The 24,543-nt window shown below is 62.8% G+C and carries 24 protein-coding genes, 1 tRNA gene and 1 riboswitch; of the genes, 16 read left to right on the top strand and 9 right to left on the bottom strand.

Features of this window, described 5'->3' with window-relative positions; all coding sequences use genetic code 11:
- Nucleotides 1-31 precede the first annotated feature (31 nt).
- The 4 genes from EK416_RS05825 to EK416_RS05810 all read left to right on the top strand — a co-directional run bounded on the left by EK416_RS05825 (nucleotide 32) and on the right by EK416_RS05810 (nucleotide 3,520).
- Nucleotides 32-1,327: an outer membrane protein assembly factor BamB family protein gene (locus EK416_RS05825; RefSeq protein WP_164729877.1), complete on the top strand. Its 1,296-nt coding sequence runs from the start codon at nucleotides 32-34 to the stop codon at nucleotides 1,325-1,327.
- Between the two features lie 194 nt (nucleotides 1,328-1,521).
- Nucleotides 1,522-2,916, top strand: a complete 1,395-nt coding sequence (gene der, locus EK416_RS05820) for a ribosome biogenesis GTPase Der (protein WP_127076566.1) — start codon at nucleotides 1,522-1,524, stop codon at nucleotides 2,914-2,916.
- Entirely contained in the window at nucleotides 2,913-3,389 is a 477-nt protein-coding gene (locus EK416_RS05815; protein WP_127076565.1) for a DNA polymerase III subunit chi, read from the top strand. The genes der and EK416_RS05815 overlap by 4 nt, the downstream gene beginning before the upstream one ends.
- A gap of 55 nt (nucleotides 3,390-3,444) precedes the next feature.
- A tRNA-Ala gene (locus EK416_RS05810) sits at nucleotides 3,445-3,520 on the top strand.
- Between the two features lie 124 nt (nucleotides 3,521-3,644).
- On the opposite strand, the gene EK416_RS05805 is transcribed toward EK416_RS05810, so the two are convergent.
- Both EK416_RS05805 and EK416_RS05800 read right to left on the bottom strand, forming a co-directional pair.
- Nucleotides 3,645-4,514 carry an aldo/keto reductase gene (locus EK416_RS05805; RefSeq protein ID WP_127076564.1) on the bottom strand — a complete coding sequence of 290 codons (870 nt, stop codon included), beginning with the start codon at nucleotides 4,512-4,514 and terminating at the stop codon, nucleotides 3,645-3,647.
- 198 nt (nucleotides 4,515-4,712) lie between these two features.
- Nucleotides 4,713-5,186 (bottom strand): hypothetical protein, encoded by a 474-nt coding sequence (locus EK416_RS05800; RefSeq protein WP_127076563.1) that lies wholly within the window; start codon nucleotides 5,184-5,186, stop codon nucleotides 4,713-4,715.
- 103 nt (nucleotides 5,187-5,289) lie between these two features.
- On the opposite strand from EK416_RS05800, the gene EK416_RS05795 reads away from it, so the two are divergent.
- The 4 genes from EK416_RS05795 (at nucleotide 5,290) to pqqB (ending at nucleotide 7,296) form a co-directional block, all read left to right on the top strand.
- The gene (locus EK416_RS05795) at nucleotides 5,290-5,688 is read left to right on the top strand and encodes a MarR family winged helix-turn-helix transcriptional regulator (protein WP_245433954.1); all 399 of its coding nucleotides are present in this window, start codon (nucleotides 5,290-5,292) and stop codon (nucleotides 5,686-5,688) included.
- Nucleotides 5,689-5,784: 96 nt separating this feature from the next.
- Complete coding sequence (locus tag EK416_RS05790; protein WP_127076561.1) at nucleotides 5,785-6,021, top strand: FmdB family zinc ribbon protein; 237 nt, start codon at nucleotides 5,785-5,787, stop codon at nucleotides 6,019-6,021.
- Between the two features lie 248 nt (nucleotides 6,022-6,269).
- Nucleotides 6,270-6,380, top strand: a complete 111-nt coding sequence (locus tag EK416_RS05785) for a pyrroloquinoline quinone precursor peptide PqqA (RefSeq protein ID WP_127076560.1) — start codon at nucleotides 6,270-6,272, stop codon at nucleotides 6,378-6,380.
- Between the two features lie 7 nt (nucleotides 6,381-6,387).
- A complete protein-coding gene (pqqB, locus tag EK416_RS05780) occupies nucleotides 6,388-7,296 on the top strand; it encodes a pyrroloquinoline quinone biosynthesis protein PqqB (RefSeq protein ID WP_127076559.1) in 909 nt (302 codons plus the stop codon).
- 127 nt (nucleotides 7,297-7,423) lie between these two features.
- Here the strand turns inward: pqqB and EK416_RS05775 are convergent, their stop codons facing one another.
- The 3 genes from EK416_RS05775 to trxB all read right to left on the bottom strand — a co-directional run bounded on the left by EK416_RS05775 (nucleotide 7,424) and on the right by trxB (nucleotide 10,380).
- Complete coding sequence (locus tag EK416_RS05775; RefSeq protein WP_127076558.1) at nucleotides 7,424-8,062, bottom strand: DUF937 domain-containing protein; 639 nt, start codon at nucleotides 8,060-8,062, stop codon at nucleotides 7,424-7,426.
- 427 nt (nucleotides 8,063-8,489) lie between these two features.
- A complete protein-coding gene (locus tag EK416_RS05770; RefSeq protein ID WP_127076557.1) occupies nucleotides 8,490-9,380 on the bottom strand; it encodes a LysR family transcriptional regulator in 891 nt (296 codons plus the stop codon).
- A 37-nt stretch (nucleotides 9,381-9,417) separates the two neighbouring features.
- Nucleotides 9,418-10,380: a thioredoxin-disulfide reductase gene (trxB, locus tag EK416_RS05765; protein ID WP_127076556.1), complete on the bottom strand. Its 963-nt coding sequence runs from the start codon at nucleotides 10,378-10,380 to the stop codon at nucleotides 9,418-9,420.
- A gap of 227 nt (nucleotides 10,381-10,607) precedes the next feature.
- On the opposite strand from trxB, the gene EK416_RS05760 reads away from it, so the two are divergent.
- Complete coding sequence (locus EK416_RS05760; protein ID WP_052037200.1) at nucleotides 10,608-11,108, top strand: Lrp/AsnC family transcriptional regulator; 501 nt, start codon at nucleotides 10,608-10,610, stop codon at nucleotides 11,106-11,108.
- Between the two features lie 306 nt (nucleotides 11,109-11,414).
- Nucleotides 11,415-11,669, top strand: coding sequence for a YjhX family toxin (locus EK416_RS05755; RefSeq protein WP_127076555.1), 255 nt, complete (start codon nucleotides 11,415-11,417; stop codon nucleotides 11,667-11,669).
- A 284-nt stretch (nucleotides 11,670-11,953) separates the two neighbouring features.
- On the opposite strand, the gene EK416_RS05750 is transcribed toward EK416_RS05755, so the two are convergent.
- The 3 genes from EK416_RS05750 to EK416_RS05740 form a co-directional block, all read right to left on the bottom strand.
- The gene (locus EK416_RS05750) at nucleotides 11,954-13,393 is read right to left on the bottom strand and encodes a sulfate adenylyltransferase subunit 1 (protein ID WP_245433953.1); all 1,440 of its coding nucleotides are present in this window, start codon (nucleotides 13,391-13,393) and stop codon (nucleotides 11,954-11,956) included.
- Between the two features lie 74 nt (nucleotides 13,394-13,467).
- A complete protein-coding gene (cysD, locus tag EK416_RS05745) occupies nucleotides 13,468-14,373 on the bottom strand; it encodes a sulfate adenylyltransferase subunit CysD (protein ID WP_127076553.1) in 906 nt (301 codons plus the stop codon).
- 25 nt (nucleotides 14,374-14,398) lie between these two features.
- Complete coding sequence (locus EK416_RS05740) at nucleotides 14,399-15,163, bottom strand: phosphoadenylyl-sulfate reductase (RefSeq protein WP_127076552.1); 765 nt, start codon at nucleotides 15,161-15,163, stop codon at nucleotides 14,399-14,401.
- Between the two features lie 566 nt (nucleotides 15,164-15,729).
- Here EK416_RS05740 and EK416_RS05735 point away from each other — a divergent pair.
- The 4 genes from EK416_RS05735 to bamA all read left to right on the top strand — a co-directional run bounded on the left by EK416_RS05735 (nucleotide 15,730) and on the right by bamA (nucleotide 21,204).
- A complete protein-coding gene (locus tag EK416_RS05735) occupies nucleotides 15,730-17,370 on the top strand; it encodes an alpha-D-glucose phosphate-specific phosphoglucomutase (protein WP_127076551.1) in 1,641 nt (546 codons plus the stop codon).
- A gap of 307 nt (nucleotides 17,371-17,677) precedes the next feature.
- Nucleotides 17,678-17,818 carry a hypothetical protein gene (locus EK416_RS17675; RefSeq protein WP_210210973.1) on the top strand — a complete coding sequence of 47 codons (141 nt, stop codon included), beginning with the start codon at nucleotides 17,678-17,680 and terminating at the stop codon, nucleotides 17,816-17,818.
- Between the two features lie 296 nt (nucleotides 17,819-18,114).
- Entirely contained in the window at nucleotides 18,115-18,609 is a 495-nt protein-coding gene (locus tag EK416_RS05730; protein WP_127076550.1) for a Ros/MucR family transcriptional regulator, read from the top strand.
- 351 nt (nucleotides 18,610-18,960) lie between these two features.
- Nucleotides 18,961-21,204: an outer membrane protein assembly factor BamA gene (gene bamA / locus EK416_RS05725; protein ID WP_245433952.1), complete on the top strand. Its 2,244-nt coding sequence runs from the start codon at nucleotides 18,961-18,963 to the stop codon at nucleotides 21,202-21,204.
- Between the two features lie 11 nt (nucleotides 21,205-21,215).
- Here bamA and EK416_RS05720 read toward each other — a convergent pair whose 3' ends face one another.
- The gene (locus EK416_RS05720; RefSeq protein WP_127076548.1) at nucleotides 21,216-21,959 is read right to left on the bottom strand and encodes a sulfite exporter TauE/SafE family protein; all 744 of its coding nucleotides are present in this window, start codon (nucleotides 21,957-21,959) and stop codon (nucleotides 21,216-21,218) included.
- A gap of 97 nt (nucleotides 21,960-22,056) precedes the next feature.
- Between EK416_RS05720 and EK416_RS05715 the strand changes: the two genes are divergently transcribed.
- Nucleotides 22,057-22,941, top strand: a complete 885-nt coding sequence (locus EK416_RS05715; RefSeq protein WP_127076547.1) for a LysR family transcriptional regulator — start codon at nucleotides 22,057-22,059, stop codon at nucleotides 22,939-22,941.
- A gap of 196 nt (nucleotides 22,942-23,137) precedes the next feature.
- Nucleotides 23,138-23,226, top strand: a riboswitch (glycine riboswitch).
- A 156-nt stretch (nucleotides 23,227-23,382) separates the two neighbouring features.
- Nucleotides 23,383-24,537 carry a glycine cleavage system aminomethyltransferase GcvT gene (gcvT, locus tag EK416_RS05710; RefSeq protein WP_127076546.1) on the top strand — a complete coding sequence of 385 codons (1,155 nt, stop codon included), beginning with the start codon at nucleotides 23,383-23,385 and terminating at the stop codon, nucleotides 24,535-24,537.
- Nucleotides 24,538-24,543 lie beyond the last annotated feature (6 nt).

Here is a 24,543-nt window from a genome sequence, read left to right as displayed (position 1 = left end):
ATGCGAGTCCATGGGCCTCAGCGAACCGAGCATGCCCAGCATCTCCTCCGTCACGTCGGTTTTCGACAAGAAGCAGGAGAAACTGCCAGGCAAGCGCGTGTCCGTTCTCGGCGGTGTCGAAGACAAGGGCAGCATCGCGGCCGCCGAGGTCGCAAGCCCGGTGTCACTGCCTCCGGCTGTCATGAACGCATCCTGGAGCCAGCCGGGTGGCGTGCCGACGAATGCGCCGGGCCATCTCGCCTTTGGGCAGGATCTGCGCACCGCCTGGACCGCGTCCGCGGGCGAAGGGTCGTCGAAGCGCATGCGCCTGACCGCCATCCCGATCGTCTATGACGGCAAGGTCTTCACGCTCGACGCCGAAGGCACCATCCGCGCTATCTCGATGGAGAGCGGCGCCACCGTCTGGAAGATGAGCACCGTGCCGGAAGAAAAGGCCGGGTTCGACATCTTACGTCCTTTCAACAGCAACAACCATTCCCGTGCCGGATTCGGCGGCGGGCTCGCGGCTGATGGGGGAAAGGTTTTCGTGGCGACCGGCTTCGGCACGGTTCTGGCGCTCGATGCGGGCACCGGCTCGCCCGTCTGGACGAAGAAGATTCTCATCCCGATCCGGGAAGCACCCACGGCAGCCGACGGGCGCGTCTATATCGTCAACGCGGAGAGCGAGCTTTTCGCCCTCAATGCGAACGACGGATCGGAATTGTGGACCCAGAAGGGCCTGCCTGAAAATGCCGCCGTCCTGACGAGTGCGAGCCCGGCCGTTTCCGGCAATCTCGTCTTCGTGCCGTTCCCGTCTGGCGAAATCACCGCCATCGACGTGAAGACCGGCCAGCCGAAATGGACGGAGACACTTTCGAAAAACGATATCACGAGTTCGTCGGCGGCTATCGGCGAGTCCGCGCGTCCTGTGGTGGATCGCGATACGCTGTTCGCGATGAGCCGGGGCGGGCAGTTGATCGCCACGTCGAAGGACAAGGGGCAGCGCATCTGGACGCGTGATATTCGTGGCTCTCAGACGCCATGGGTGGCTGGCGATTCCGTGTTCGTGGTGGACGTGACCGGCAAGCTGATCGCGCTGAACCGCAAGGACGGCAAGGCGCGTTGGGTGACGCAGCTTCCCGGCGACGGGCGATGGAGTGGCCCCGTGCTCGCAGGCGGCAAGCTGTGGCTTGCGTCCTCCAAGGGGCTCTTCGCGGGCGTCGACGCTTCGACCGGCGCGATCGGCGCGCAGACCGATCTCGGCTCGCCGGTGATGATCCCGCCCGTTGTCGCGAACGGCAAGCTGTTCGTGTTGACGGACAAGGCGGATCTGATCGCGATGAACTGATCTTGGGTTCGGAGGGGGGGAAGGTCTGTCGCTTCCTCCTCTCCCACAACGGCGCGGCGATGTCGGCGGGGCAATCATCGCGCTTTTTTCGACCTAAAATTATCCTGCCGGTTTCGCATGACATGCTATGACGTTGACGATCAGCGCGCGCATGCGCAGCATTGCATGGTCAACTCTCTGAGGCAGTCACGCCGATGGCCTACACCGTCGCCATCATAGGCCGTCCGAACGTCGGCAAATCAACGCTTTTCAACCGGCTCGCCGGCAAGCGGCTCGCGCTTGTCGACGACATGCCGGGCCTGACGCGCGACCGCAAGGAAACCCAGATCCGCATCGATCGCCGCGATGTGGTGCTTACCGATACGGCGGGCCTCGAAGACGCCGAGCCGGGCAGCATCGCCGCACGGATGCGCGAGCAGTCCGAGCAGGCCATCGCGGAATCGGATCTCATCCTGTTCGTGATCGACGCCCGGGCCGAGCTGACCTCGGTGGATCGCGGCATCGCCGACCTCGTGCGCGGTTCCGGCAAGCCCTTCATTCTCGTGGCAAACAAGAGCGAAAGCCGCGCTTCGGACGCCGGCTTCTACGGCTCTTACGAACTCGGCCTCGGCGAGCCTTTGCCCATTTCGGCCGAGCATAATATGGGCCTCGGCGACCTCATGGCAGAGGTTGCAAGCCGCCTTGAGGAGATCGCGGTGGCGCGAGGCGACGAGCCGGAGCCCGAAGACGACGAACTGACCGAGGAGCAGGCGCGCGCCCGCCCGCTGAAGCTTGCCATCGCGGGGCGTCCGAACGCGGGCAAGTCCACGCTCGTGAACGCGCTTCTGGGCGAGGAACGCATGATTACCGGCCCCGAGGCGGGCCTTACGCGAGACGCGATCGCCGCCGACTTCCAATGGCGGGGCCGGAAGGTGCGGCTCTACGATACGGCGGGCCTGCGCCGCAAGGCGCGCATCACGGTGCGCTCCGAGACACTCGCTGTCGGAGACGCGCTGCGCGCCATCCGCTTCGCCGAAATCGTGGTCCTGCTGCTCGACGCGCAGTCACCGTTCGAGAAACAGGATCTCACCATCGCCGACCTCGTCGAGCGCGAGGGCCGCGGTCTTGTCTTCGCGATCAACAAGTGGGATCTCGTGCCCGAGCCGCAGGCCTACCTCGCCGAACTCCGGAAGCATGCGGAGCGCATCTTGCCGCAACTTGCGGGCGCGCCGCTGGTGCCGGTAAGCGCCTTGTCGGGGCGCGGCCTCGACAAGGTGATGGACGCCGCGTTCAAGGTGAACGACGCCTGGAACAAGCGCATTTCGACCGCCGCGCTCAATCGCTGGTTCGCCACAGCGCTCGAAAAGCACCAGCCGCCCGCCGTGGCGGGACGCCGCCTCAAGCTCCGCTACATCACGCAGTCGAACGCGCGGCCGCCGACCTTCATCGTGTTCTGTTCGCGCCCCGAGGCGCTGCCCGATTCCTATCTGCGCTACCTCGTCAACGACCTGAAGAAAGCTTTCGGGCTCGGGCCATCGCCAGTCCGCATCCACGTCCGCAAGACCGACAATCCCTATGTCGACGACGGCCGGAGGCCCGGCAGGAAATGAGCGACGGCGGCGGGGCGGATGCTTGCCCCGAGTTCTGGTTCTATCATCTGGAGCGGCAGCCGCTCCAGGCGGTGTTGCCGGTTCTGGTCGAGAAGACGCTGGCGCGGGGCTGGCGCGCTTCGCTCCGCTTTTCAAGCGCGGAACGGCTCGATGCCATCGATACCACGCTCTGGACGTATCGCGACGAGTCCTTTCTCCCGCACGGCACCGCGCGCGACGGCCACGCCGACCGCCAACCCGTGTTCCTCACGCTCGAACAGGCCAATCCGAACGGCGCCGAGGTGCTGTTTCTGCTCGAAGGAGCGCGCGAAGACGAGCCGGAGCGCTTTGTCCGCGTGATCCGGCTTTTCGACGACGCCGACTACGAGGCGAAGGCCATCGCGCGCGAGGAATGGCGCCGCGCGAAGGCGGCCGAGCGGCCCGTCAGCTACTGGCGGCAGGATGAGAGCGGCGGGTGGAAGAAGTTTGCCTGAGGCGGGGCTTCGCGCCTTGACAGGGGCGGGCGCCTGCGCCTAAATGAGCGTCGAAGGGGCCATAGCTCAGTTGGGAGAGCGCTGCAATCGCACTGCAGAGGTCGTGAGTTCGAATCTCATTGGCTCCACCATTACCCTCCTAAAAACGGGATAACAGCGGCAGCGCCTGAAGGTGCCCCCGCCGTCGTCTTTGCGCAAAACAAAGCGGCCCGCCATCGGCCTGAATAGGCCGACCTGAGGAGCCGCCTCCCTGCGTCAGGAAGCGCCGCGCCCGGCCTTGTCGAGCGCCGCAAACTCTGCCTCTGAAAGCCGGATCGCGGCCCCCGCGACGTTCTCATCAAGGTGCTTGACCTTCGATGTGCCGGGGATGGGCAGCATGACGGGGCTGCGCGCCAGAAGCCACGCAAGCGCGATCTGACCCGGCGCCGCCCCGTGGGTCTTGGCCACCGCGTCCAGTGCCGAGCCGGATTTCGCCAGATCGCCGGAGGCGAGGGGAAACCACGGAATGAAGCCGATCCCCGCGCTCTCGCAATAGGCGAGCACCGTTTCGCTCGTGCGATCCACGATGTTATAGCGGTTCTGAACGGTGGCGACCGGAAACACAGCTTGCGCCGCGCGGATCTGCTCCACCGAGACCTCGCTCAGTCCGGCGTGCCGGATCAGGCCATCGTCGAGCAACTGCCGGATGACGCCGAATTGCTCGTCACGCGGCACTTTCGGATCGATGCGGTGGAGTTGCCAGAGTTGCAACTGCTCGACGCCAAGCTGGCGCAGGCTTTTCTTCACATCGGCGATCAGAGCTTCCGGCCTGCCATCGGGCACCCAGACATTCGGGCCTGGGCGCGTCAAGCCGCCCTTCGTCGCGATCAGCAGGCCGTCATACGGATGGAGTGCCTCGTGGATCAGGCGCTCGGACACGTCCGGGCCGTAGGAGGCCGCCGTGTCGATGAAGTTCACCCCGAGTTCGGGAAGGCGCTTCAGCGTGCGGATGCTCTCGGCGTGATCGGACGGCGGACCGAAAATGCCGTCGCCCGTGATGCGCATCGCGCCGTATCCGAGGCGGTTTATCTCGATCTCGCCGCCGATTTTAAACGTTCCGGCTGCGGCTGCATTGGGAGTTGTCATGATTGAAACTCACTTTTTTCATACCGACGCCTTAGCACTGTTCCGGCGCGAACTCTCGTCGCCAAGTGTATCGACTTCGTCCAAACCGCTCTTGTGCTTATGCGCTTATCGGATTGAGCGGACCGGCGCGCAATCCGACTTCTCGCCGTGAACCCGAGCGCCAGACGCTTGCTCCCCTGCAAATGCGCATGGCTGTCATTACGAGCGGCGCGCGGAGGCGTCGGAGCGGCGCCGCAGGCGGCCCGTCAGGCGAAGGCCATCGCGGAAACTCAAGCCGATCAGCACGATATTCACGCTTCCAGCAATGAACTCGATCGTTTGCAGCGCCGCGAAGGTGGCGTCGAACTCGCCCGCATCGGCTTTCCAGAAAAGGAATATGGCGGCAGGCACCAGCACGAGAATGCCGTTCGCTGCGATCACGCGCATTCTCGCAAGCTTGCGCGCGGCGAGACCACGCGGCGAAGGCCCGGCTAGCGCGAAGCCGGTAGCGCCCGCGATTGCAAGCGCGACGATCAGAACCGGAAGACGCCAGACGATCCACGACTTGACAGCCAGAATGGCGGCGGGGTCGCCGTAAAGCTCGGCATAGGCGGTATTGCCCAGGAAGCGAAGTATTATGACAAGGCTCACAAAGCCCGCGATGGCGTGGAGAAGGCGAAGCGGTGTACGCATGCAGAAGCTCCTTGTTTTCGGATTAACATAGTATGCTATGTAACACATGATGGAAAAAGATAGCAAGCTATATAATATCGACCGCAAAACCTCGGCTGGATATATGACGAACTGGGCGGCGCGACTCTTCGCCCGCGAGATGGATCGCAGGCTCAAGCCTTTCGGCTTGTCGACCGGCCATTTGCCGATTTTCTTCGCGCTGGGGGACGGGGGCGCGCTTTCGCAGAAAGCGCTGACCGAATACGCCGCCATCGAGCAGCCGACCATGGCGGCCACGCTCTCGCGCATGGAGCGCGACGGGCTGATTCACCGCGAGCCTGACGCAAGCGACCGGCGAAGCATGCTGATCTCGCTGACACCGCTCGCGATGGAGAAGTTTCCTGCGGTGCGTGAGGCAATCGAGACACTCAACGAGAAGGCGCTCGGCGCTCTCAGCGACGAGGAGCGCAAGGCGTTGCTGGCAAGCCTCGCCAAGATCGTGGCGGCGCTGGCTGACGAGTAAGGAGAAATTGCCTACGGCAGCGGCCTAAGTTATGCACCTTTGCGGATGCCAGCCCATATTTGAGATCGCGTTTTTACGTTGAAGGGAGATCGCACGATGCCGCTTTACAGCTATGAATGCCCCGACTGCGGCAAGCAAACGGAATTGCTCGTCGCCTTCGGCGACAATCCGGCCTGTCCCGCCTGCGGGAGTACGGCAATGAAGAGGTTGCTTTCGCGCGTGGCTCCTCATGCCAATGCGGACGCGGCCGGAACTCCATGCGCTCAGGCGGCGCGCGACGGCGCGCTGAGCAGCTTCAGCCCCTCGGAATGCCGAGGCTGCGCCTGCCACTAAAAGCCTGTTTGAGGAGAAGGGTGCGGCGTCCCATGCGCGCTCTCCTGGCGTAAGGGATGTGTGATGCGAGGCCATCGTTTCGCGGATAGCTGCGGCGCGCTCCGCTCCGTGGATTGAGAGCCGCAATTACAAAACACCGCGCGCGGTTGCAAGTTGTGTACATGTGCCGTTAGAGGCTTTCGAGTGTTCTCCGCCAGTCGACTGGAAACAGCGACTCATGCCCTGATGGGCTTATAGATGGAGGACACATGAAGGTCTGGTCAAAACCAGTCGCTGCCGCAGTCGAAGCTGGCTTCGAAGTGACGCGATACCTTCCCTCGACGCTGGACGTCGCGGCGAAGCGCGCCTGCCGGGAGTAGTCCGGTCGTGTTCGTCAAGGTGCTTGGATCGGCGGCGGGCGGCGGCTTCCCGCAGTGGAACTGCAATGCCCGCATTTCCCGCCTCGCGTGGGACGATCCGGCGCTTCGGCGAACCCAGTCAAGTCTCGCCGTCTCGCCGGACGGCGAACGCTTCGTCATCGTCAACACCTCTCCCGATTTGCGCACGCAGATCCTCGATAATCGCGAGCTGTGGCCCCGGCGGCGCGGCTCGGTTCGCAATTCGCCCATTGAGGCAATTTTCCTCACCAATGCCGACGTCGATGCCATTGCCGGATTACTCACCCTGCGGGAACGTCAGCCGCTCCGGCTGTATGCATCGGAAGCTGTGCTCGCGATCGTCGGCGAAAACCGCATCTTCGACGTGCTGGCGCTGGATCTCGTGGAACGCATCGCTGTCAGGCCGGGAGAAAAGGTGACGCCGCTCGATGGGCTGACGTTCGAGCCCTTCGCGGTGCCGGGCAAGATCCCGCTCTATCATGAGCAAGGTGGCGAAACTCCAGAGACGGGACTGATCACGGGGGAAAATATCGGTCTGCGAATAACCGACCGAGAAGGCGCCACGCTTTTCCACATCCCGGGTTGCGCCTCCATCGACGAGGATCTGCTGGACCGAGTTGGCGGCGCAGCCTGTCTCTTCTTCGATGGGACCGTTTATAATGACGGCGAACTGCGCGATGCGGGGGTGGGGGAGAAGACCGGGCGCCGCATGGGGCATGTGCCCATCATGGGGCCGAACGGCTCGCTCGACGCGTTCAGCCGCTCAAAGATCAAGCGCAAGATCTACATCCATATCAACACAACGAATCCCATTCTCGACCCGAACAGCTCCGCCGCGATGATGGTTCGCGAAGCCGGTTGGGATATTGCCGCCGACGGAATGAGCTTCACACTTTAGAGCCGGATCCGAACTTCAAGATGAAACCGTTTACCGATCCGATTGTGTTTCAATCAGATCGGCTCGGGCTCTGAAAGTGTGGATTGCGCTCCGGGGCCGATTTAGGCTTCACAGCGTCGCGCGAGCTTCACGCCGATTCGAACAAGCCGCCTGCCGCGCCCGCCTGAGCCTTCGCAGGCTGGGGCGATGGTTGCGTGACGCCGAAGAACGAGAAAAGGCGGCGTCTGCGGCCGTCGCGCTCCTGCTTCTCCTGCTTGCGCAGATGCTGGGCGAGCGCAATGAACGGGTTGGCGATGGCGCGGTCGTCGGTCTCGCCCTTCGCCACGCGATGCAGGATGACGCCGAGGGGCCGCCGCGTGCGAACCTCTACCGCGCCCATCACCAACACGGCGATGAATGGAAACAGACGCCGGAGCGTGGCGGCATCGACCGGCAGCACGCGCGCGCGGTTTTCGACAATCTTCTGAAGCCTCGCCTCGCGCTCGAACAGGAATTCGAGCAGGCGCTGCCCCTCCTTCGCGATCTGCGGGTGACCGAAAATGCGAGGGTCGTCGAGGAAGCGGTCGTAGCGGCGCGAGCCAAGCAACTCAAGGAGCGAGATCACTCCCTCGGGCGTCTGCGAACGCTTTTCGATGGCCTTGGAGATCGGGGGAATGAAGTAGCGGACGGTTTGCGCCATGATCTCGTCGCTGAAGCCGAATACCTGCCCCATATTGCTGAACGCCCGCATGTTCTGAGCGTTTGCTATAATATGAAAAAGCTTCATGCTTCGCCTCGTACAGCCAGATCAACCCGAGGAAACGACCCTTCGGATTCGGAAAGTGCTCTACGCAGGACTGTCATCGCCCGCATCGCGGGAAGCGACGCGAATCAACGCTACTCATAAATTGTAAAGGATCGCGGCCGCTGGAGCGAAGACCGCGCAAGACGCTTCATGGGGAAGCGCGGACTGTTCGACCACATCTGTGGCTAAAAAGCATCAGCCCTATCGAAGGGCCGGACGGGTGGAACCGGCGTCTTCGGCAACGCCAGCGGAGCGACTTTGCCGTTTGAGTCCCGCTTGCTGCTGCGGCTCTCGCTCAAATATCAAACTTAAAAGCTCCACCAAATCATAGTATCGCCGGAAGTCCTTTCGATCCTGACATTTGCTCGCAAGCGTGCTGCAAACGGATGCAAATGTCGGAATTGGACCGCTAGAAAGACCACTCGCGCGACTTCTCGACAAGGAAGTCGCGGAACGCGTTCACGCGTTTGGTGTCCTTGAGGTCGGCGGGATAGACGAAGTAGGTATCGAAGATCGGCATCTCGGCCTCTTCCAGGACATTGACGAGACGCGGATGATCTTTCGCAAGATAGTCCGGCAACACCGCAATGCCGACGCTCTGCAACACGGCTTCGCGCAGCGCAAGAAGGCTGTTGATGCGCACCGATGGCTCTCGCAGGGTGCGGCCGTCGCGGCCTGCTGTTTCAAGCCAGTTCATCTCCTTGAAGGGGCTGGGCAGCACGCCTCCATAGGTCAGGATGCGATGGCGATCCAGGTCTTCCAGATTGCGCGGCCGTCCGTTCCGTTTCACATAGTCCACCGAGGCGTAGACGTGGAAATGCACGGTGAACAGCTTGCGCCGAACGAGATCCTGCTGGGACGGCGGGCCAAACCAGATGGCGACATCGGCCTCGCGCATGGTGAGATTCAGCGTTTCGTCATCAAGGATGAGCTGAAGCTGAATGTCCGGATAGAGCTTCATGAACTCGTTGAGGCGGGGTGTGAGCCAGCCCGTGCCGAGCGCCATGGTCGTCGTGACCTTCAACTGGCCGTTCGGCTTGCCCCGGCTGTCGGCGAGCAGGATTTGCGTCGTGGCGAGCTTCGAGAACACCTCCTGCGCCGTGCGATAGAGAAGTTCGCCCTGCTCGGTGAGGACAAGGCCGCGCGCGTGACGGTGGAACAGCGGCACGTTGAGATCGCGTTCGAGCGAGGCGATATGCCGGCTCACGGCGGACTGGCTGATTGCCAGCGTCTCGCCCGCATGCGTGAAGCTTCCAGCCTCCGCCGCGGCGTGAAAAATCCTGAGCTTGTCCCAATCCATGCGGAGTGCCGGGCCCTTTTATACGCGCCGCGCGGCCTTACTCGGCCGCCTGCGCAAGTGTTTCCAAACTCGCGAGATAACGCTCCGCGTCCAGAGCGGCCATGCACCCCATGCCCGCCGCTGTCACGGCCTGGCGATAGGTGTCGTCCGTCACGTCGCCCGCCGCGAAAACGCCGGCGATATTCGTGGCGGTCGACTTCGCTGCCGTGACGAGATACCCGCCGGACGTGGTATCGAGCTGTCCCTTGAATATTTCCGTCGCCGGAGCATGGCCGATTGCGATGAATATTCCATCCACCGGCAACAGCGTTACCTCATCCGTTACCGTATCGCGAAGTCGCGCGCCTGTCACCGCCTTGGGGTTGTCGTTGCCCACCACCTTGTCGAGCACGGTGTTCCAGAGCACCTTGACTTTCGGGTTCGAGAACAAGCGCGTCTGGAGGATCTTCTCGGCGCGGAAGGAATCGCGGCGATGCGCCACGGTGACGCTCTTCGCAAACTTCGTGAGGAACAGCGCTTCTTCTACCGCCGTGTTGCCGCCGCCGATCACGAGCACATCCTTGCCCCGATAGAAGAAGCCGTCGCATGTGGCGCAGGCCGACACGCCGTAGCCGCGAAAATCCTGTTCGCTCGGAATGCCGAGCCAGCGGGCCTGGGCGCCCGTCGATATGATGACGGATTCCGCGCGATAGGTTGCGCCGCTGTCGCCGTTGAGCACGAGCGGAAGACGCGAAAAGTCGACCGACGTAATCAGATCCTGGACGATCTCCGCGCCGACATGCAATGCCTGCGCCCGCATCTGCTCCATGAGCCAAGGCCCCTGGATCGGCTCGGCGAAGCCCGGATAATTCTCGACCTCGGTCGTGGTGGTGAGCTGGCCGCCGGGCTGCATGCCCTCGATCAGGAGCGGCTTCAGCATGGCGCGAGCCGCATAGATCGCCGCAGTGTATCCCGCAGGACCCGACCCGACAATGATCACCCTGTGATGACGTGCCGCCATTGCAAGCTCATCCCTTCTGAATTAGCATTTCGCATCGCAAAATAGGCGCTGGGGCGTCCGCTGCCAAGGCGATTCGGTCAAGCCCGTGCTGACGGGACCAAACGCGAAACTGCCGCTGACATTTTTGCTGCTGCGCCAACGTTGAGATCAAAAACTGTTGCGTTGCAACAGAGCAGCCACCACATATCCTGCTGGGCGGGATTGGCCAACAGCCCGAGGGAATCCCAATGGCGTCGGTGCGAACACTGGATGACTCGACTATTCCAACGAAACTCGATGCGACCGATTGGAAGATCCTTGCCGAGTTGCAAAGGGACGGTCGCATAACCAATGTCGAACTGGCTGCCAGGGTCGGACTCTCCGCTCCACCGTGTCTCAGGCGCGTTCGGGAGCTGGAACGCTCCGGCATCATCGCCGGTTATCATGCCGTTTTCAATCTTCCGCGCCTTGGTTTTCATCTGACGGCCTTTGCCTTCGTGCGTCTTGAAAGCCAGTCGGAGGCCGATCTTTCAGCCTTCGAGGCCCGCATTCGCCAGTGGGAAATCGTGCGGGAAGCGTTCATGCTCTCGGGCGACACCGATTTCTTGCTGAAATGCGTCGCGCCCGACCTCGTGACCTTCCAGAACTTCATCATCCGTGAATTGACCGCGGCGCCCAATGTCAGCTCGGTGAAGACGTCCTTCACGATCAAGACGGCAAAAAGCGAGCCCGGCGCCGCGATCGAATAAGCGCATACTCGTTCCAGACATCCGTCTTCCACATGCATTTTCCGAGAGAACGACGCACGGCGATCATGCGGGTTCTTCCGTGGTGAGAAATCCGCAAAGCCGGTAGATGCAAATCTCCGTACCGAATTGACTTCCATCCATATCGGAGGCTTAATGCCTGCCTCTCATGGAGGCTGGATGCTGGAGATTGTCACAGGCCGCTGATTGTTCGCGCTGAAGCGAACATCAAGCGCTTGCCGAAATAGTCGGGCTGCTTTTGCAGTCCTGGCGCGGCGGGCTATTGCGGTCTTTGCATCGAGTCTTCCAATGAATATCTCGAAATACGAGCAGCGGACGCTGCACGCCTTGGCACAAGGCGGATATATTCGTCACGTCCGAAACGGCAAATCCATAATCTCGGTCGAGTGCATCACCCGCGACGGGTATCGTCTTGTCGATTGCTCACTCGACGTCTTCAATAAACTGCGTCGCCGTGGCCTTATTCAGTCCGTGGCCGGGCGGCCCTATCGAATCTCCGCGTTGGGGCTGTCGGCCGTTCGCTCTCAGCCGGATAATCGTTAAGCCGGAGCCGATCAGGTTGAATCAACCTGATCGGTGAATCCGCCTCGTTACTTTGAGAAGTTTGCCGATCCGATTGCGGCGAACCAATCGATCGGAATCAGCGTGCGTGAAATCGGACCCGATTCTCGCACCCCGATCGACGCATGAAATGGACGCCGTCGAGCCGGTGCCCGATTTGCGGACGACGCCGAGCAAAAGCTATCGATCCTTTCGCCCGGAATGCTTCAATTCCGGGCGAAGGGTCCAACAAATGCGTTCCCTTGAAGATGATGTGCGGCCCTTGCTTATGCCGCAAACTCCACGGAAACTCCCGCCGCGCGCAGGATGATCGCCACCTCGTTCGCGCGGCGGCGGAACTCGCCTTCCGCGTCCTCGGTGTTGGCAAGGTCGGAGCAGAGACCGCGCCACAACAGCTCGCTCGACAGCAGGAACGCGCCCTTGTCTGCCGCAACGCCCGCGCTCACTTCGCGGATGACGCCGCCGGCCACGGCAGCGCCGGTCACCGCGTCGACGAGCACGAATGCGCCCGTACCGCGATGGTCCGTGAAGCGATCGGCGGCAACGGCCCGCGCGAGATCGACCTGCACCTTGGCGATGTCGTTCGGTTCAAGTGTCGCGGCTTCGTTCAATTCCAGCGTGTCGAGGTCAAGGCGGCCGAGAATCTTCAGCGATGCGACCGGAACCATGTCCGTGGGAGTTCGCAGCAGATAGCCCTGCGTCGGGGAATAGGCCTCGTTAGCGAGCCAGACGATGCGCGCTTCGAGCCTGCGCCCTGTCCGTACCTCGCCCTTTTCGGTTGTCAGCACACTGCCCCGGCTGACATCGATATGATCGGCAAGTTCGATCACCACGGATTGGCCGCTGCGCGCTGCCTCCAGATCCCCGTCCATCGTACGGATGCTGGCAATGGTACTCGATCGGCCGGAGAGCGCATCGGAGACGGCGTCTCCGACATGGATCGTCCCCGCCGTGATGCGGCCGGCAAAACCGCGAAAGCCCTTGCCGTCGCGCAACACAAGCTGCACCGGCATGCGAAACGACTCGTGTGCGTTGTCCGCGCGGGAACCGACTGTTTCGAGGTGCTCGACGAATGTCGGCCCCTTGTACCATTTCATCGCCTGCGAGCGCGTCGCCACGTTGTCGCCGTTCAGCGCCGAAACCGGGATCGCAATCCAGGACAGCCTCGGGAAGCGCGCCACGGAACCCGCGAAGTCGTCGACAATGGCGTCGAAGCGCTCCTTGTTCCAGTCGATCAGATCCATCTTGTTGACGGCGAGCACGACCTTGCGAACGCCCGCGAGGTCGAGGATCGCCAGATGGCGGCGCGTCTGCCGCTTGACGCCTGCCTGCGCGTCGACGAGCAGCACGGCGACATCGGCATGCGAAGCGCCTGTCGCCATGTTGCGGGTGTATTGCTCATGACCCGGCGAGTCGATGATGACGACGCGGCGATGCGGCGTGTCGAAATAGTGCCAGGCGATGTCGATGGTGATGCCCTGCTCCTGCTCTGCGACGAGCCCGTCCACAAGGCGGCTGAAGTCGGGGCGGCTCGCGCCGTGGAGGCTCGCGGTCTCCTTGAGGAGCTTCTCGCGTTGATCGTCGTAAAGCGGCGAGGCATCCCACAGAAGGCGGCCGATCAACGTGGACTTGCCGTCATCCACGGAACCGCAAGTCAGAAGGCGGACGATGCCGTTCAATTCCTGGGCTGTCTTGCGCTCTGTCACGGGAGGCTTCCTGTAGGCTTCTGTTTCTGAAGCCGGCTCGGCGCCGGCAAACGCATCGGATGTGTCCAGGCGCATCAGAAGTATCCCTCTTCCTTCTTGCGCTCCATCGCGCCGACTGCGTCGTGATCGATGAGGCGGCCCTGACGCTCGGAATTGCGCGCATTCAGAACTTCGTCGAGAACGGCATCGATATCGGACGCTTCCGACTTGTCGGCTGCGGTCACGGGCCAGCAGCCGAGCGTGCGGAAGCGCGTCTTGATGAGGCGCGGCGTTTCACCCGGCTTCAGGAAAGGCCGATCGTCGTTGATGACGAAAACCTGCCCGTCGCGCTCGATCGCGGGGCGCTCCTTTGCGAAGTAGAGCGGCACGACATCGAGCTTCTCGCGGGCGACGTAGCGCCATACGTCCTTTTCGGTCCAGTTCGACAGCGGGAAAATGCGCATCGTCTCTCCCTGACCGAGACGGCCATTGAGGATGTTCCACATTTCGGGGCGCTGCTTGCGGGGATCCCAGCGATAGCCGGGCGAGCGGAGTGAAAAGACACGCTCCTTGGCGCGGCTCGCTTCCTCGTCGCGGCGCGCGCCGCCGATGGCCGCGTCGAAGCCGTATTTGTCGAGCGCCTGACGGAGCGCGACCGTTTTCATCACGTCGGTGTAGACCGAGGGTGAATAGTCGACGGGGTTGATGTTGCGCGCGACGCCGTCCTCGTTGATATGCACGAGAAGATCGAAGCCGAAGCGCTCGGCGCTACGGTCGCGAAACTCGATCACTTCCTTGAATTCCCAGGTCGTATCGACGTGGAGCAGCGGGAAGGGCGGCTTCTGCGGCCAGAATGCCTTGCGTGCGAGATGAAGCAGCGCGGTCGAATCCTTGCCCGCCGAGTAGAGGAAGACGAGCTTCTTGAACTGCGCGGCAGATTCGCGAAGGATCGCGATGCTTTCCGCTTCGAGCAGGTCGAGATGGGATAGAGGTTTGGTCATCGGGCTGAAGGTCTCTCGAAGCGAATTAAAGATTTCTCGACCCGCCAGGTCGGTTGTGCAGACCGCATTCCTTGCGGTTTTCGTCTTCCCACCACCAGCGGCCGGCGCGGATGTCTTCTCCCGGCTCGATGGCGCGCGTGCAAGGCTGGCACCCGATGGACGGGAAACCGTGCGCATGAAGCGCATTCACCGGCACGTTGTGCTCTGCGACGTAGGCTTCCACCCGTTCGAGCGTCCAGTCGGCGATCGGGTTGATCTTGATCAGGTTCTGCTGTCCGTCGAACGCGGCGAACGGCGTTTCGCCCCGCGTCGTGGACTGCTCGCGGCGAACGCCCGTCACCCACCCGGCCGCGTTTTCGAGCGCGCGCTGAAGAGGCAGCACCTTGCGAGCGTCACAGCACGCCTTGCGCTGGTCGACCGAATAACGGAAGCCGAAAATGCCATCGCGCGCGACAAGTTCCTCGACGTCGCCAGCATCGGGAAATACGACGCGGATACGGGTGCCGAAAACGCGCTCGCTGCGCGAAAGGATATCGTAAGTCTCGGGGAAATGCCGGCCGGTATCGAGTGTGAATGCCTCGATACGAGACCGCGCCTTGGCGATAGCGTGAAGAAGGACTTGATCCTCAATGCCGAGGCTGGTTGAGAATAAAATTCGGCCATCGATAGAATTTTCAATCGCGGCGATACGTGTCGGCAAGTCCTCGATGGAGAACAAAGCGTTATTCAGCGCCTCGGCGAGCTTTTTTCGCTCGGTCGGACGATCCAATTCTTCTACAGGTGCAGACATATTTTATTCAGCACTTTCGTGGGGCAAGTCAGCCGGGGCCCGGTATGTAGCGCCTAACATACACGCAAAAAACGTCTTCGAACGCCCGAATTGGAAATAAAGATCATTTTGTTTCGTGGGGCGGAAGCATGGAAAATATCTGTTATCGGGTGGCGGTGCGTATTATGTTTCTTTCAAAAAATCGCAAATTCATCGAATGTCAGTTCGCGGCCACTCAGAACTGAGCGGCGTGCAAAATGGAAAATTTGTAGCGCAAGGGGCCGATGTCGCGAAGCGGCACGTTTAGGCAAGAGGCGCTCGCGACATTTGTCGATCTGGAAATGCGGGCTGTTTTCCGTTTGCCGGGTCGGCTTTCGTGACGCCTCCGGTCACTGTTTTGCATTCGATTGGTACGGCCGTCAGATGCAAATCGGAACAGCACCCGGAGTCAGCAAGGTGCCGGTGCTTTCAGGGCGCGCGCCGGTGGTGTCATCGCTTCGCGTCGAAAAAGGCGCGTCATGATCCCGACTGGCGTAAAATGGCGGGACGGGGTATGCAAATCCCGATCAACGCCCTGCGGAGCCGATATGGAAATCCAGCGAATCGCAACCACCCCGATCGAGGGCATGAAGCCCGGCACGAGCGGGCTGCGCAAGAAGGTGACCGAGTTCGCCAAAGGGCACTACCTCGCGAACTTCGTGCAATCGGTGTTCAACGCGGTCCGGCCTCCCGAAGGCTTCGGCGGCGTGACGCTGGTGGTGGGTGGCGACGGGCGCTTCTACAACGCGCAAGCGATCCAGACCGTCATCCGCATCGCTGCCGCCAACGGCGTCGGGCGCCTGCTGGTTGGCGCGGGCGGTATCCTGTCCACCCCCGCTGCCTCGTGCGTCATCCGCAAGCACAAGGCGTTCGGCGGGCTGATCCTGTCGGCCAGCCATAATCCAGGCGGGCCGGACGGGGACTTCGGCATCAAGTTCAACGCCGCGAATGGTGGCCCAGCGCCGGAAAAGATCACCGACGCGATCTATGCCGCGACACTGTCGATTGATGAAATTCTCACGCTCGATACGCCCGACATCGACCTCGACCGTATCGGCAGCCATCGGCTAGGCGATACCAAGGTCGAGGTGATCGATCCCGTCGCGGACTACGTCGAGCTTATGCGCGAGCTGTTCGACTTCCCCGCACTTCGGGCGGCGTTCGCATCGGGCCTGACGCTTGCGTTCGATGCCATGCACGCCGTCACCGGCCCCTATGCCCACGCCATCTTCGAGCGTGAGCTTGGTGCGGCCCCTGGTACCGTGCGCAACGGCACCCCGCGCCCCGATTTCGGCGGCCATCACCCGGACCCGAATCTCGTGCACGCCAAGGAACTGCTCGACCTGATGATGAGCCCCGACGCGCCCGATCTTGGCGCAGCTTCGGACGGCGACGGCGACCGCAACCTTATCATCGGGCGCGGCATTTTCATCTCGCCTTCGGATTCGCTCGCGATTCTCGCGGCAAATGCGCATCTCGCCCCGGCCTATCGCAACGGCATCGCCGGCGTCGCCCGCTCCATGCCAACGAGCGGTGCGGTGGATCGCGTCGCCGAAAAGCTCGGCGTGGCCTGCTACGAGACGCCCACCGGCTGGAAGTTCTTCGGCAATCTGCTGGACGCCGGGCGCATCACGATCTGCGGCGAAGAAAGCGCAGGCACCGGCAGCAACCATGTGCGCGAGAAGGACGGCATCTGGGCGGTTCTTCTGTGGCTGAGCATTCTTGCCGTGCGTGGCCAGAGCGTGGCCGAAATCGCGAAGGATCACTGGGCAACCTACGGGCGAAACTATTACACACGCCACGACTATGAGGGGCTCGATACGCCCGCCGCGCAGGGGTTGATGAGCGGGCTTGAGGCACGCCTGGGGAGCCTCGCGGCGACTACAGTGCACGGTCGTCGCGTCGTCAAGGCAGACAATTTCAGCTACACAGATCCGGTAGACGGCAGCGTTTCCGGGAACCAGGGGCTGCGCGTCTTCTTCGAAGACGGGGCCCGGATCGTCTTTCGGTTGTCGGGGACGGGCACGACAGGGTCGACGCTCCGCGTATACATCGAGCGCTATGAGGCCGATCCGGCCCGTCTGGCGCTGGATACACAGGAGGCGCTCGCCGACCTCATCGCGACAGCCGATGAACTGGCGGATTTGCGCGAACGGACCGGCCGCGCGCAGCCGGATGTCATCACCTGAGGCCGTTCCGAGCCTCCACCAGCATCAACGAACTCAGAGCCATGTCCTTGCGGTCGCCGAGGTCGCGACCGCCTCCATGACGTGCGAGTTGCCGTCCCCGACATCACCAAAAAGCACGTGCAGATCGCGACGCTTGCGGCCGCCAGCGAGACCGCGCTCGATGGCACGCCGGGGCTCAAATACACCCGGTCGCTTTCGCGCCATGGCCTCTCGCAGGTGACCGCCGTTTCAGCGACCGGACGGATGTTTATTTCGCGCGCAAGCAGGTGCCGGAGCGGCGGTGGCGCGCGAAAGGCCATGCGCCTCGGTGTCGAGCGAAGCCCGACTCTATTTCGACGCGACGCTTCTGACGCTCGTCGTGCTTCCGGCGCTTTACGCTTGGCTCGGCAAGGCTCGGCGACAGCGAACAGGGCGCGAGATGCGGGCAGCAGGTGGCGAAGGCCCGTAGAGATCGCGTTTCGACCTGAACCCCCGATCCGCGCGCGGCGAGGGTTAGTCGTCCAGGTTCTGATGCCGCCGGGGCGCGGCGCAGATCGAAGCTTTTTTTGGCGCTGTATACCAGTGCGTGATCCAGATCAACACGAGCGACTCTCCCGTCCGTCATCCACAAAAATATACCGGATGGTGCACAATGGGCTACCCTTTACTCGCCAACATCTGTAAGAGGCGTCAAGAACCCGATGACAAAAACTGGCGCGTACAAAATAGATATACTTTCGCGCCAACAGCACAAGCCTGGGACTCATGGTAGACAGCAACGAAATCGAACTGACCTCATTCACGGCAGATGTGGTGGCGGCCTATGTCGCGAACAACGTGATCAGCGCCGACAAGCTTCCGGACTTTATTGGTTCGGTGTATGCGGCGCTCAGCAAAGCCGCGACGCAGGCCGTTGAACCGGTGAAGCCGGAATTGACGCCCGCTGTCCCGGTCAAGAAATCCGTGACGCAGGATTTCATCATCTGCCTTGAAGACGGCAAGAAGTTCAAATCGCTCAAACGGCATCTCAAGACTCATTACGACCTCTCGCCTGAAGAGTATCGCGAGAAATGGGGCCTGCCGCACGATTATCCGATGGTGGCGCCGGCCTATGCGGCAGCGCGCTCGAACCTCGCCAAAAGCATGGGCCTCGGCCAGCGCAACGCGGCCAAGCCCGCAAGCCCCGTTCAGTCGGCTCCTGCGGCCGCACCGAAAACAGCCGCCAAGGGCCGGGGCAGGCGTCCCAAGAACGCGGCGTAATCGTGTTGAGGACTGAGGCCCCGCCGAGGGCCTCAAGACTCCCCTCCGGTCCGCTCACGTGGGAGCCTTGGACCCGAAGGATGAAACCGCTTCGCGGTATTTGCGCCGGCAAACGGCCACCCAGAACAGGCCTGGTGCCTGCGCCCGCCAGGGCAATACGCTCCGGCCACGCTCGCGTCATAAAGCTGAGGCTCGCTTGCCTGCATGGCAAGTTGCAGAGCGTGCGAGGAGCGTTCGTCCTCGCGGAAAGTTAAAGTCGCGGCCGGGTTCGTTTCCTGGCTTCTCGTTTTCGGCGTGTTCGTCGCCGCGGCATCCTTTGCGAGGCAAGCGTCGGCTGCGGCCGACGGTGCCGTGATCCGTACCATAAACGTGGTCGGCACAAGCAGGATCGAGCCTGAAACCGTCCTGCATTACCTTTCGTTCAAGCCCGGCGACCGCTACGACCCGGCCAAGGCCGACGACAGCGTGAAGGCGCTGTTCCAGACGGGCCAGTTCCGCGATGCATCGCTCGCCATGCAGGGCGGTGCACTCATCGTGAAGGTTGCCGAAAATCCGCTCGTGGCCCGCGTCGCCTTCGAGGGCGCGAAGGACGTCACGTCCGACACGCTGGCGAAGGAGGTGCAACTCAAGGCGGGCGGCACCTTCTCGAAAGCGCGCGCCGAAGTCGATGTGCAGAACGTTCTCACCGTCTATCGCAGGCAGGGCTATTACGCGGCGCAGGTCGAGGCCAAGACCATCGACCGCGAGCGCGACCGCGTAGACGTGGTGTTCGAGATCAACGAGGGGCCGCAGATCAAGGTCGTCGGCATCAACTTCATCGGCAACGCGTCGATCTCCGACGCGGAACTTCGAAAAGAGATCACCACAACCGAGTCAGGGCTTCTCGATTTCCTTCGCAATTCCTCCGTCTACGATCCCGACCGCCTCAATCTCGACCGCGAGCTAGTGCGCCGTTTCTACGTGAAGAGCGGCTTCGCCGATATGCGCGTGCTTTCCGCCACCGCCGACATGGACGCCGAGAAGCAGGGCTTCTTCCTCACCTTCACGCTCGACGAGGGCGCGCGCTACACCTTCGGCAGTCTCGACGTGGAGGCGACCGCGCATGGCTTCGACGCGAAGGCGCTCGCCGCCGCCATCAAGGGCAAGGCGGGCGACATCTACAACGCCGAACTCGTCGACAAATCGGTGGAGGCGCTGACGAAAGCCGCAGCCGAGGGCGGCGCGCCGTTCGCGCAGGTGCGCCCGCGCATCGACCGCGATCCTCTACTGCGCACCATTTCGGTGGCATTCGTGGTGGAAGACGGCCCGCGCGTCTATATCGAGCGCGTCGAAATCAGCGGCAACACCGCCACGAAGGACGAGGTCATTCGCCGCGAGTTCCGCGTAGCGGAGGGTGACGCCTATAACAAGCTCATGGTCGAGCAGGGCCGTCAGCGCGTGATGCGCACGGGCTTCTTCAAGGATGTGAAGGTCGAGAGGCAGCCGGGCAGCGCGCCCGACCGCGTCGATCTCGCGCTGAAGGTGACGGAGGCCGAGACGGGCAATCTCGGTTTCGCGCTGGGCTATTCCTCGAACGACGGCATCATCGGCGAGGTGGAATATACCGAGCGTAATCTGATGGGCACGGGCCAGTATCTTCAGGTCAAGCTGTCGGGCAGCCTTTCGGGCAACGGCGCGTTCAACGTGAGCTGGACGGAGCCGCGCTTTCTCGACCGCAACGTCTCGTTCGGCCTCGACGCCTTCGCGAAGTCGGCGGACTACACCGAAAGCGCGGGCTACACGGTCGCGGGCTACAAGGATTTCCGCGTCGGCGGCACCACGCGCTTCGGCTTCCCGATCACCGAGGAATTTTCCACCGGGATCAACTACACGCTGATGATGGATCGCGTGTATGGCGTGGACGACGACGCCTCGCTCGCCGTGAAGCAGATCAAGGGCACGTCGGTCATCTCGTCCATCGGCTACAACATGATCTACGACACGCGCGACAGCAAGAAGAAGCCCACGCGCGGCTTCTACTTCAAGGGCGTGCAGGATCTCGCGGGCGCGGGCGGCGACGTGAACTACATCCGCTCCACCAGCGAGGCGCGCGCCTATTATCCCATCTCGCAGGAGATCGTGCTCGCGGGCCGCGCGCAGGCTGGGAACATCACCGGCTGGGGCGGGCAGAGCGTGCGCGTGGTCGACGCGTTCTACAAGGGCAGCGAAACCATCGCGGGCTTCAAGAGCTTCGGCCCGCGCGACGCGACGACGGGTTACGCGCTCGGCGGCACGCAGTTCTATTCGGCGACGGCGGAACTGCGTTTCCCGATCCCGTTCCTGCCGACCGACCTCGGCCTGTCCGGCGCGGTGTTCGCGAGCGCGGGCACGATGTTCGGCACCGACGCCGCCAGTTTCGCGAAGGCGTATGCGGCGGCGAACGGCACGTCGAACACGCTCGTCACCACGAATTCGTCGAAGCTGCGCGCCTCCACCGGCTTCAGCCTCATCTGGGATTCGCCGCTCGGGCCCTTGCGCGCCGACGTGGCGACCGTGCTGTCGAAGGCCAACGGCGACAAGACGCAGACCTTCGGCTTCGGTTACGCGGGCTGGTGAGGGGTCTATGCCTAGAATAGCGGCCTGAGTGCCATTTCGCTTCCGAGAAGCAAAAGGCAAACCAGGAACCCGCGGCGGAACGTCCGGGAGCTAATCCTGTAACGCACGATCTGGCCCGTCCACATACCAGCGAGCGCAGGCACGACGGCGAGTGCCGACAGGCCGATGTCATTCAGCTGGAATGCGCCACGCACAGCGAGACCCGCCGCCAGCGCAAGGGTGGAAACCGTGAAGGACAATCCGAGCGCCTGAACGAGATGGTCTTTTCCTAAACCGAGCGCTTGCAGATAAGGCACGGCCGGGATGACAAACACGCCGGTTCCGCCAGTGACAATGCCTGTCGTCCCGCCGATCACGGGCGACAGCCAAGGTTCGATGCGTCGCGGAACATTGAACTGGCGGGCCAGAAGCGTGTACGCCGAATATATAACCAGCGCGACGCCAAGGAGGGGACTCGTAAGATGCGTGTCCCCGCTTGCGATCCATGATGAGCCGATCGCGGTCCCTGCGACGATCGCCAACATCATCGGCCAAAGTCTCCAAGCGAGTTCCCCGATACCGGGCCCGGCCAGAAGCTGCCAGACATTGGTAATGAATGAAGGAACGATCAGCAGGCTCGCCGCCGCCAGCGGTGAGACGAGGGAACCGAGTACGCCCATCGCCACAGTAGGCAAACCCATCCCGGTGATGCCTTTAACGACACCAGCCACAAAAAACGTCGCAAGGATTGCAGCGAGAGAGTGTTTATCGAACATGGCGTCGGTTTAATTCTCCGGAGGAAAACGGCAATGCGGATTTCCCGATGGCTGACTTCGGCTGGCCCGAAGGCTGATCGTGGGATATGCTTGATGGATGCGGTTCGACCTGACCGATCTTCGCCTGTTTCTCGCTGTGGTGGATGCCGGCAGCATAACGCATGGCGCGGCGAACGCCGGCTTCTCTCTCCCGGCGGCAAGCGAGCGGCTGCGGGATATGGAAGCGGCAGGCAAGGTAACGCTGCTAACGCGGGGCCGACGAGGCGTAACGCCAACGGAAGCCGGTGAAACGCTCACCCACCACGCGCGTACGATCCTGCACCAGATGGCTCAGATGCGGGGCGAACTCGGCCAATACGCGCAAGGGCTGCGCGCCACCGTTCGTGTTTTCGCCAACACGGCGGCCATTACCGAGTTTCTGCCCCGGCTGCTGGCGCAGTGGATGGGCGCGCATCCTCAGGTCGATGTTGAGTTGAAGGAGCGACAGAGCAGCGAAATTGCCCGAAGTGTCGCGGCGGGCTTTGCCGAAATCGGCATTCTCTCGCGAGCGGTCGAAACCGGCGACCTCGTTTTGCGGCCGTTTGTGATCGACCGGCTCGTGGTGGTGGCCGCCCGGGGGCACGCCCTTGCCAAAGGGCGGCCAGTCTGTTTCGCCGATCTGCTCGCCCACCGCTTCATCCGCCTTGCTGACGGCGCCTTGCAGGATCATATCGACGCTCAGGCGATCAGGCTTGGAACGACACTCAAGAGCCGTGTGGCGCTCCGCAGCTTCGATGGCATCTGCCGCATGGCTGGCGAAGGTGTGGGGATAGGCATCGTCCCCGAGTCAGCCGCGCGTCGATACAGGCTTTCTGCGAAGATTTCCATCATTCGCCTTCAGGACGAATGGGCCACGCGCAGACTCTCGGTATGTGTGCGCCGCGAGTGCGATCTGACACCGCCCGCTCGAAGTCTCTTTGAGCATCTGACGGCAGGCGGTTAACGCCATAACGGGCATCATTCGCCTTCCGGAACGAGCCCCTTTCTACGGAGTGACACTGAGCGTTGCCAATCCTCTCGCGAAGCTTGCGGCGCGCGGCCCCGAAGGCGCAGGCGTGACGCGGTGTTCGCTATCAAGAACTTTCTATCCCCCGGGTGGTTGACAGGCGGCCACGGGCGGGCGACTTAAGATGTGCTGACCGATGCATGCGGGAGAGACCAGCCCAGGCTGGCGCCGAAGGAGCAACCGCCCCGGAAACTCTCAGGCAAAAAGGACCGCGCGCAGACAGCACTCTGGAAAGCAGCCGCCCGCCAAGGCGGCTCACCGATGGGGTAAAGACCGGCCTTCCGCCTCGCGGCCGTGCCGGTGAAATCTCTCAGGTTCCGTGACAGAGGGGGCTCATGACCGCGCAAGCGGAGCCTCGAATACACGGAGACGCCAGCCATGAGCGCTGCCCCCGCCACCACAGACCACGAAGCCGCGCCGCCGCTGCGCCAGACGCCACTTGCCGCGCTCCACCGCGAGCTTGGCGCGAAGCTTGTGCCGTTCGCGGGTTACGAGATGCCCGTTTCCTATGCAACCGGCATCGTGAAGGAGCATACGCATGTGCGCGAGCGCGCGGGCTTCTTCGACGTGTCGCATATGGGGCAGGCGCGGATTACGGGGCCGGACTTTGAAACCGTTGCCGCCGCGTTCGAGCGGCTCGTCCCCGGCGACATCGCGGGGCTGAAGTGCGGCCAGATCCGCTACACACAACTTCTCAACGACGAAGGCGGCATCATCGACGATCTGATGGCGACGCGCGAGGCGGACGGCACCGGTCTGTTCCTCGTCGTGAACGCTTCGCGCAAGGAGGTCGATTTCGCGCACATCGCCGCCCATCTGCCGCCGACCGTGACGCTCGCGCCGCTGGCGAACCGCGCGCTCGTCGCGCTGCAGGGCCCCGACGCCGCGCGCGTGCTTGCGCGGCAAATGCCGGAAGCGGCCGGTCTTGCATTCATGACGGCGGCTCCGCTCGATTGGCGCGGCGCGGCTGTGTTCGTGTCGCGATCCGGCTATACGGGCGAGGACGGTTTTGAAATCTCCGTGCCCGCCGATGCCGCCGAGGCCTTCGCGCGCAGCCTTCTCGCTCACCCCGAAGTCGAGGCCATCGGTCTTGGCGCCCGCGATACGCTGCGCCTCGAAGCGGGGCTTCCGCTTTACGGGCAGGACATGGACGAGACGACATCGCCGATCGAGGCCGCGCTCGACTTCTCGATCGGCAAGCGGCGTCGGCGCGATGGCGGTTTCATCGGCGCGGAACGCGTTCAGCGCGAGCTGGCCGATGGTCCGGCGCGTGTCCGCGTCGGGCTTCGCCTCGAAGGTCGCTCCGCCGCACGCACGCATATGAAGATCGCAAGCGAAACGGGCGAGACCCTCGGCGAAATCACCAGCGGCGCCTACACGCCGACCGCCGCCGCGTCCGTCGCTTTCGGCTATGTGCCGCCGCGCTCAAGCGCCCCTGGCACGCCGGTTGCTGTCGAAATCCGGGGAGCGTTCCAGCCCGCGCGCGTCGCGAGCCTGCCCTTCGTGCCGCATCGTTACGTCCGCAAAGCATAAAAACCC

Source organism: Rhodomicrobium lacus, assembly GCF_003992725.1.
Classification (GTDB): Bacteria; Pseudomonadota; Alphaproteobacteria; order Rhizobiales; family Rhodomicrobiaceae; genus Rhodomicrobium; species Rhodomicrobium lacus.
This window is presented reverse-complemented; position numbering and strand designations above follow the sequence as displayed.

Bases quoted from the DNA above. Each gene is read 5' to 3' on its own strand.
- EK416_RS05825 (WP_164729877.1), top strand. From the start codon at position 32: ATGCCCAGCATCTCCTCCGTCACGTCGGTTTTCGACAAGAAGCAGGAG.
- der (WP_127076566.1), top strand. From the start codon at position 1,522: ATGGCCTACACCGTCGCCATCATAGGCCGTCCGAACGTCGGCAAATCA.
- EK416_RS05815 (WP_127076565.1), top strand. From the start codon at position 2,913: ATGAGCGACGGCGGCGGGGCGGATGCTTGCCCCGAGTTCTGGTTCTAT.
- EK416_RS05805 (WP_127076564.1), bottom strand. From the start codon at position 4,514: ATGACAACTCCCAATGCAGCCGCAGCCGGAACGTTTAAAATCGGCGGC.
- EK416_RS05800 (WP_127076563.1), bottom strand. From the start codon at position 5,186: ATGCGTACACCGCTTCGCCTTCTCCACGCCATCGCGGGCTTTGTGAGC.
- EK416_RS05795 (WP_245433954.1), top strand. From the start codon at position 5,290: ATGACGAACTGGGCGGCGCGACTCTTCGCCCGCGAGATGGATCGCAGG.
- EK416_RS05790 (WP_127076561.1), top strand. From the start codon at position 5,785: ATGCCGCTTTACAGCTATGAATGCCCCGACTGCGGCAAGCAAACGGAA.
- EK416_RS05785 (WP_127076560.1), top strand. From the start codon at position 6,270: ATGAAGGTCTGGTCAAAACCAGTCGCTGCCGCAGTCGAAGCTGGCTTC.
- EK416_RS05775 (WP_127076558.1), bottom strand. From the start codon at position 8,062: ATGAAGCTTTTTCATATTATAGCAAACGCTCAGAACATGCGGGCGTTC.
- EK416_RS05770 (WP_127076557.1), bottom strand. From the start codon at position 9,380: ATGGATTGGGACAAGCTCAGGATTTTTCACGCCGCGGCGGAGGCTGGA.
- trxB (WP_127076556.1), bottom strand. From the start codon at position 10,380: ATGGCGGCACGTCATCACAGGGTGATCATTGTCGGGTCGGGTCCTGCG.
- EK416_RS05760 (WP_052037200.1), top strand. From the start codon at position 10,608: ATGGCGTCGGTGCGAACACTGGATGACTCGACTATTCCAACGAAACTC.
- EK416_RS05755 (WP_127076555.1), top strand. From the start codon at position 11,415: ATGAATATCTCGAAATACGAGCAGCGGACGCTGCACGCCTTGGCACAA.
- cysD (WP_127076553.1), bottom strand. From the start codon at position 14,373: ATGACCAAACCTCTATCCCATCTCGACCTGCTCGAAGCGGAAAGCATC.
- EK416_RS05740 (WP_127076552.1), bottom strand. From the start codon at position 15,163: ATGTCTGCACCTGTAGAAGAATTGGATCGTCCGACCGAGCGAAAAAAG.
- EK416_RS05735 (WP_127076551.1), top strand. From the start codon at position 15,730: ATGGAAATCCAGCGAATCGCAACCACCCCGATCGAGGGCATGAAGCCC.
- EK416_RS05730 (WP_127076550.1), top strand. From the start codon at position 18,115: ATGGTAGACAGCAACGAAATCGAACTGACCTCATTCACGGCAGATGTG.
- EK416_RS05720 (WP_127076548.1), bottom strand. From the start codon at position 21,959: ATGTTCGATAAACACTCTCTCGCTGCAATCCTTGCGACGTTTTTTGTG.
- EK416_RS05715 (WP_127076547.1), top strand. From the start codon at position 22,057: ATGCGGTTCGACCTGACCGATCTTCGCCTGTTTCTCGCTGTGGTGGAT.
- gcvT (WP_127076546.1), top strand. From the start codon at position 23,383: ATGAGCGCTGCCCCCGCCACCACAGACCACGAAGCCGCGCCGCCGCTG.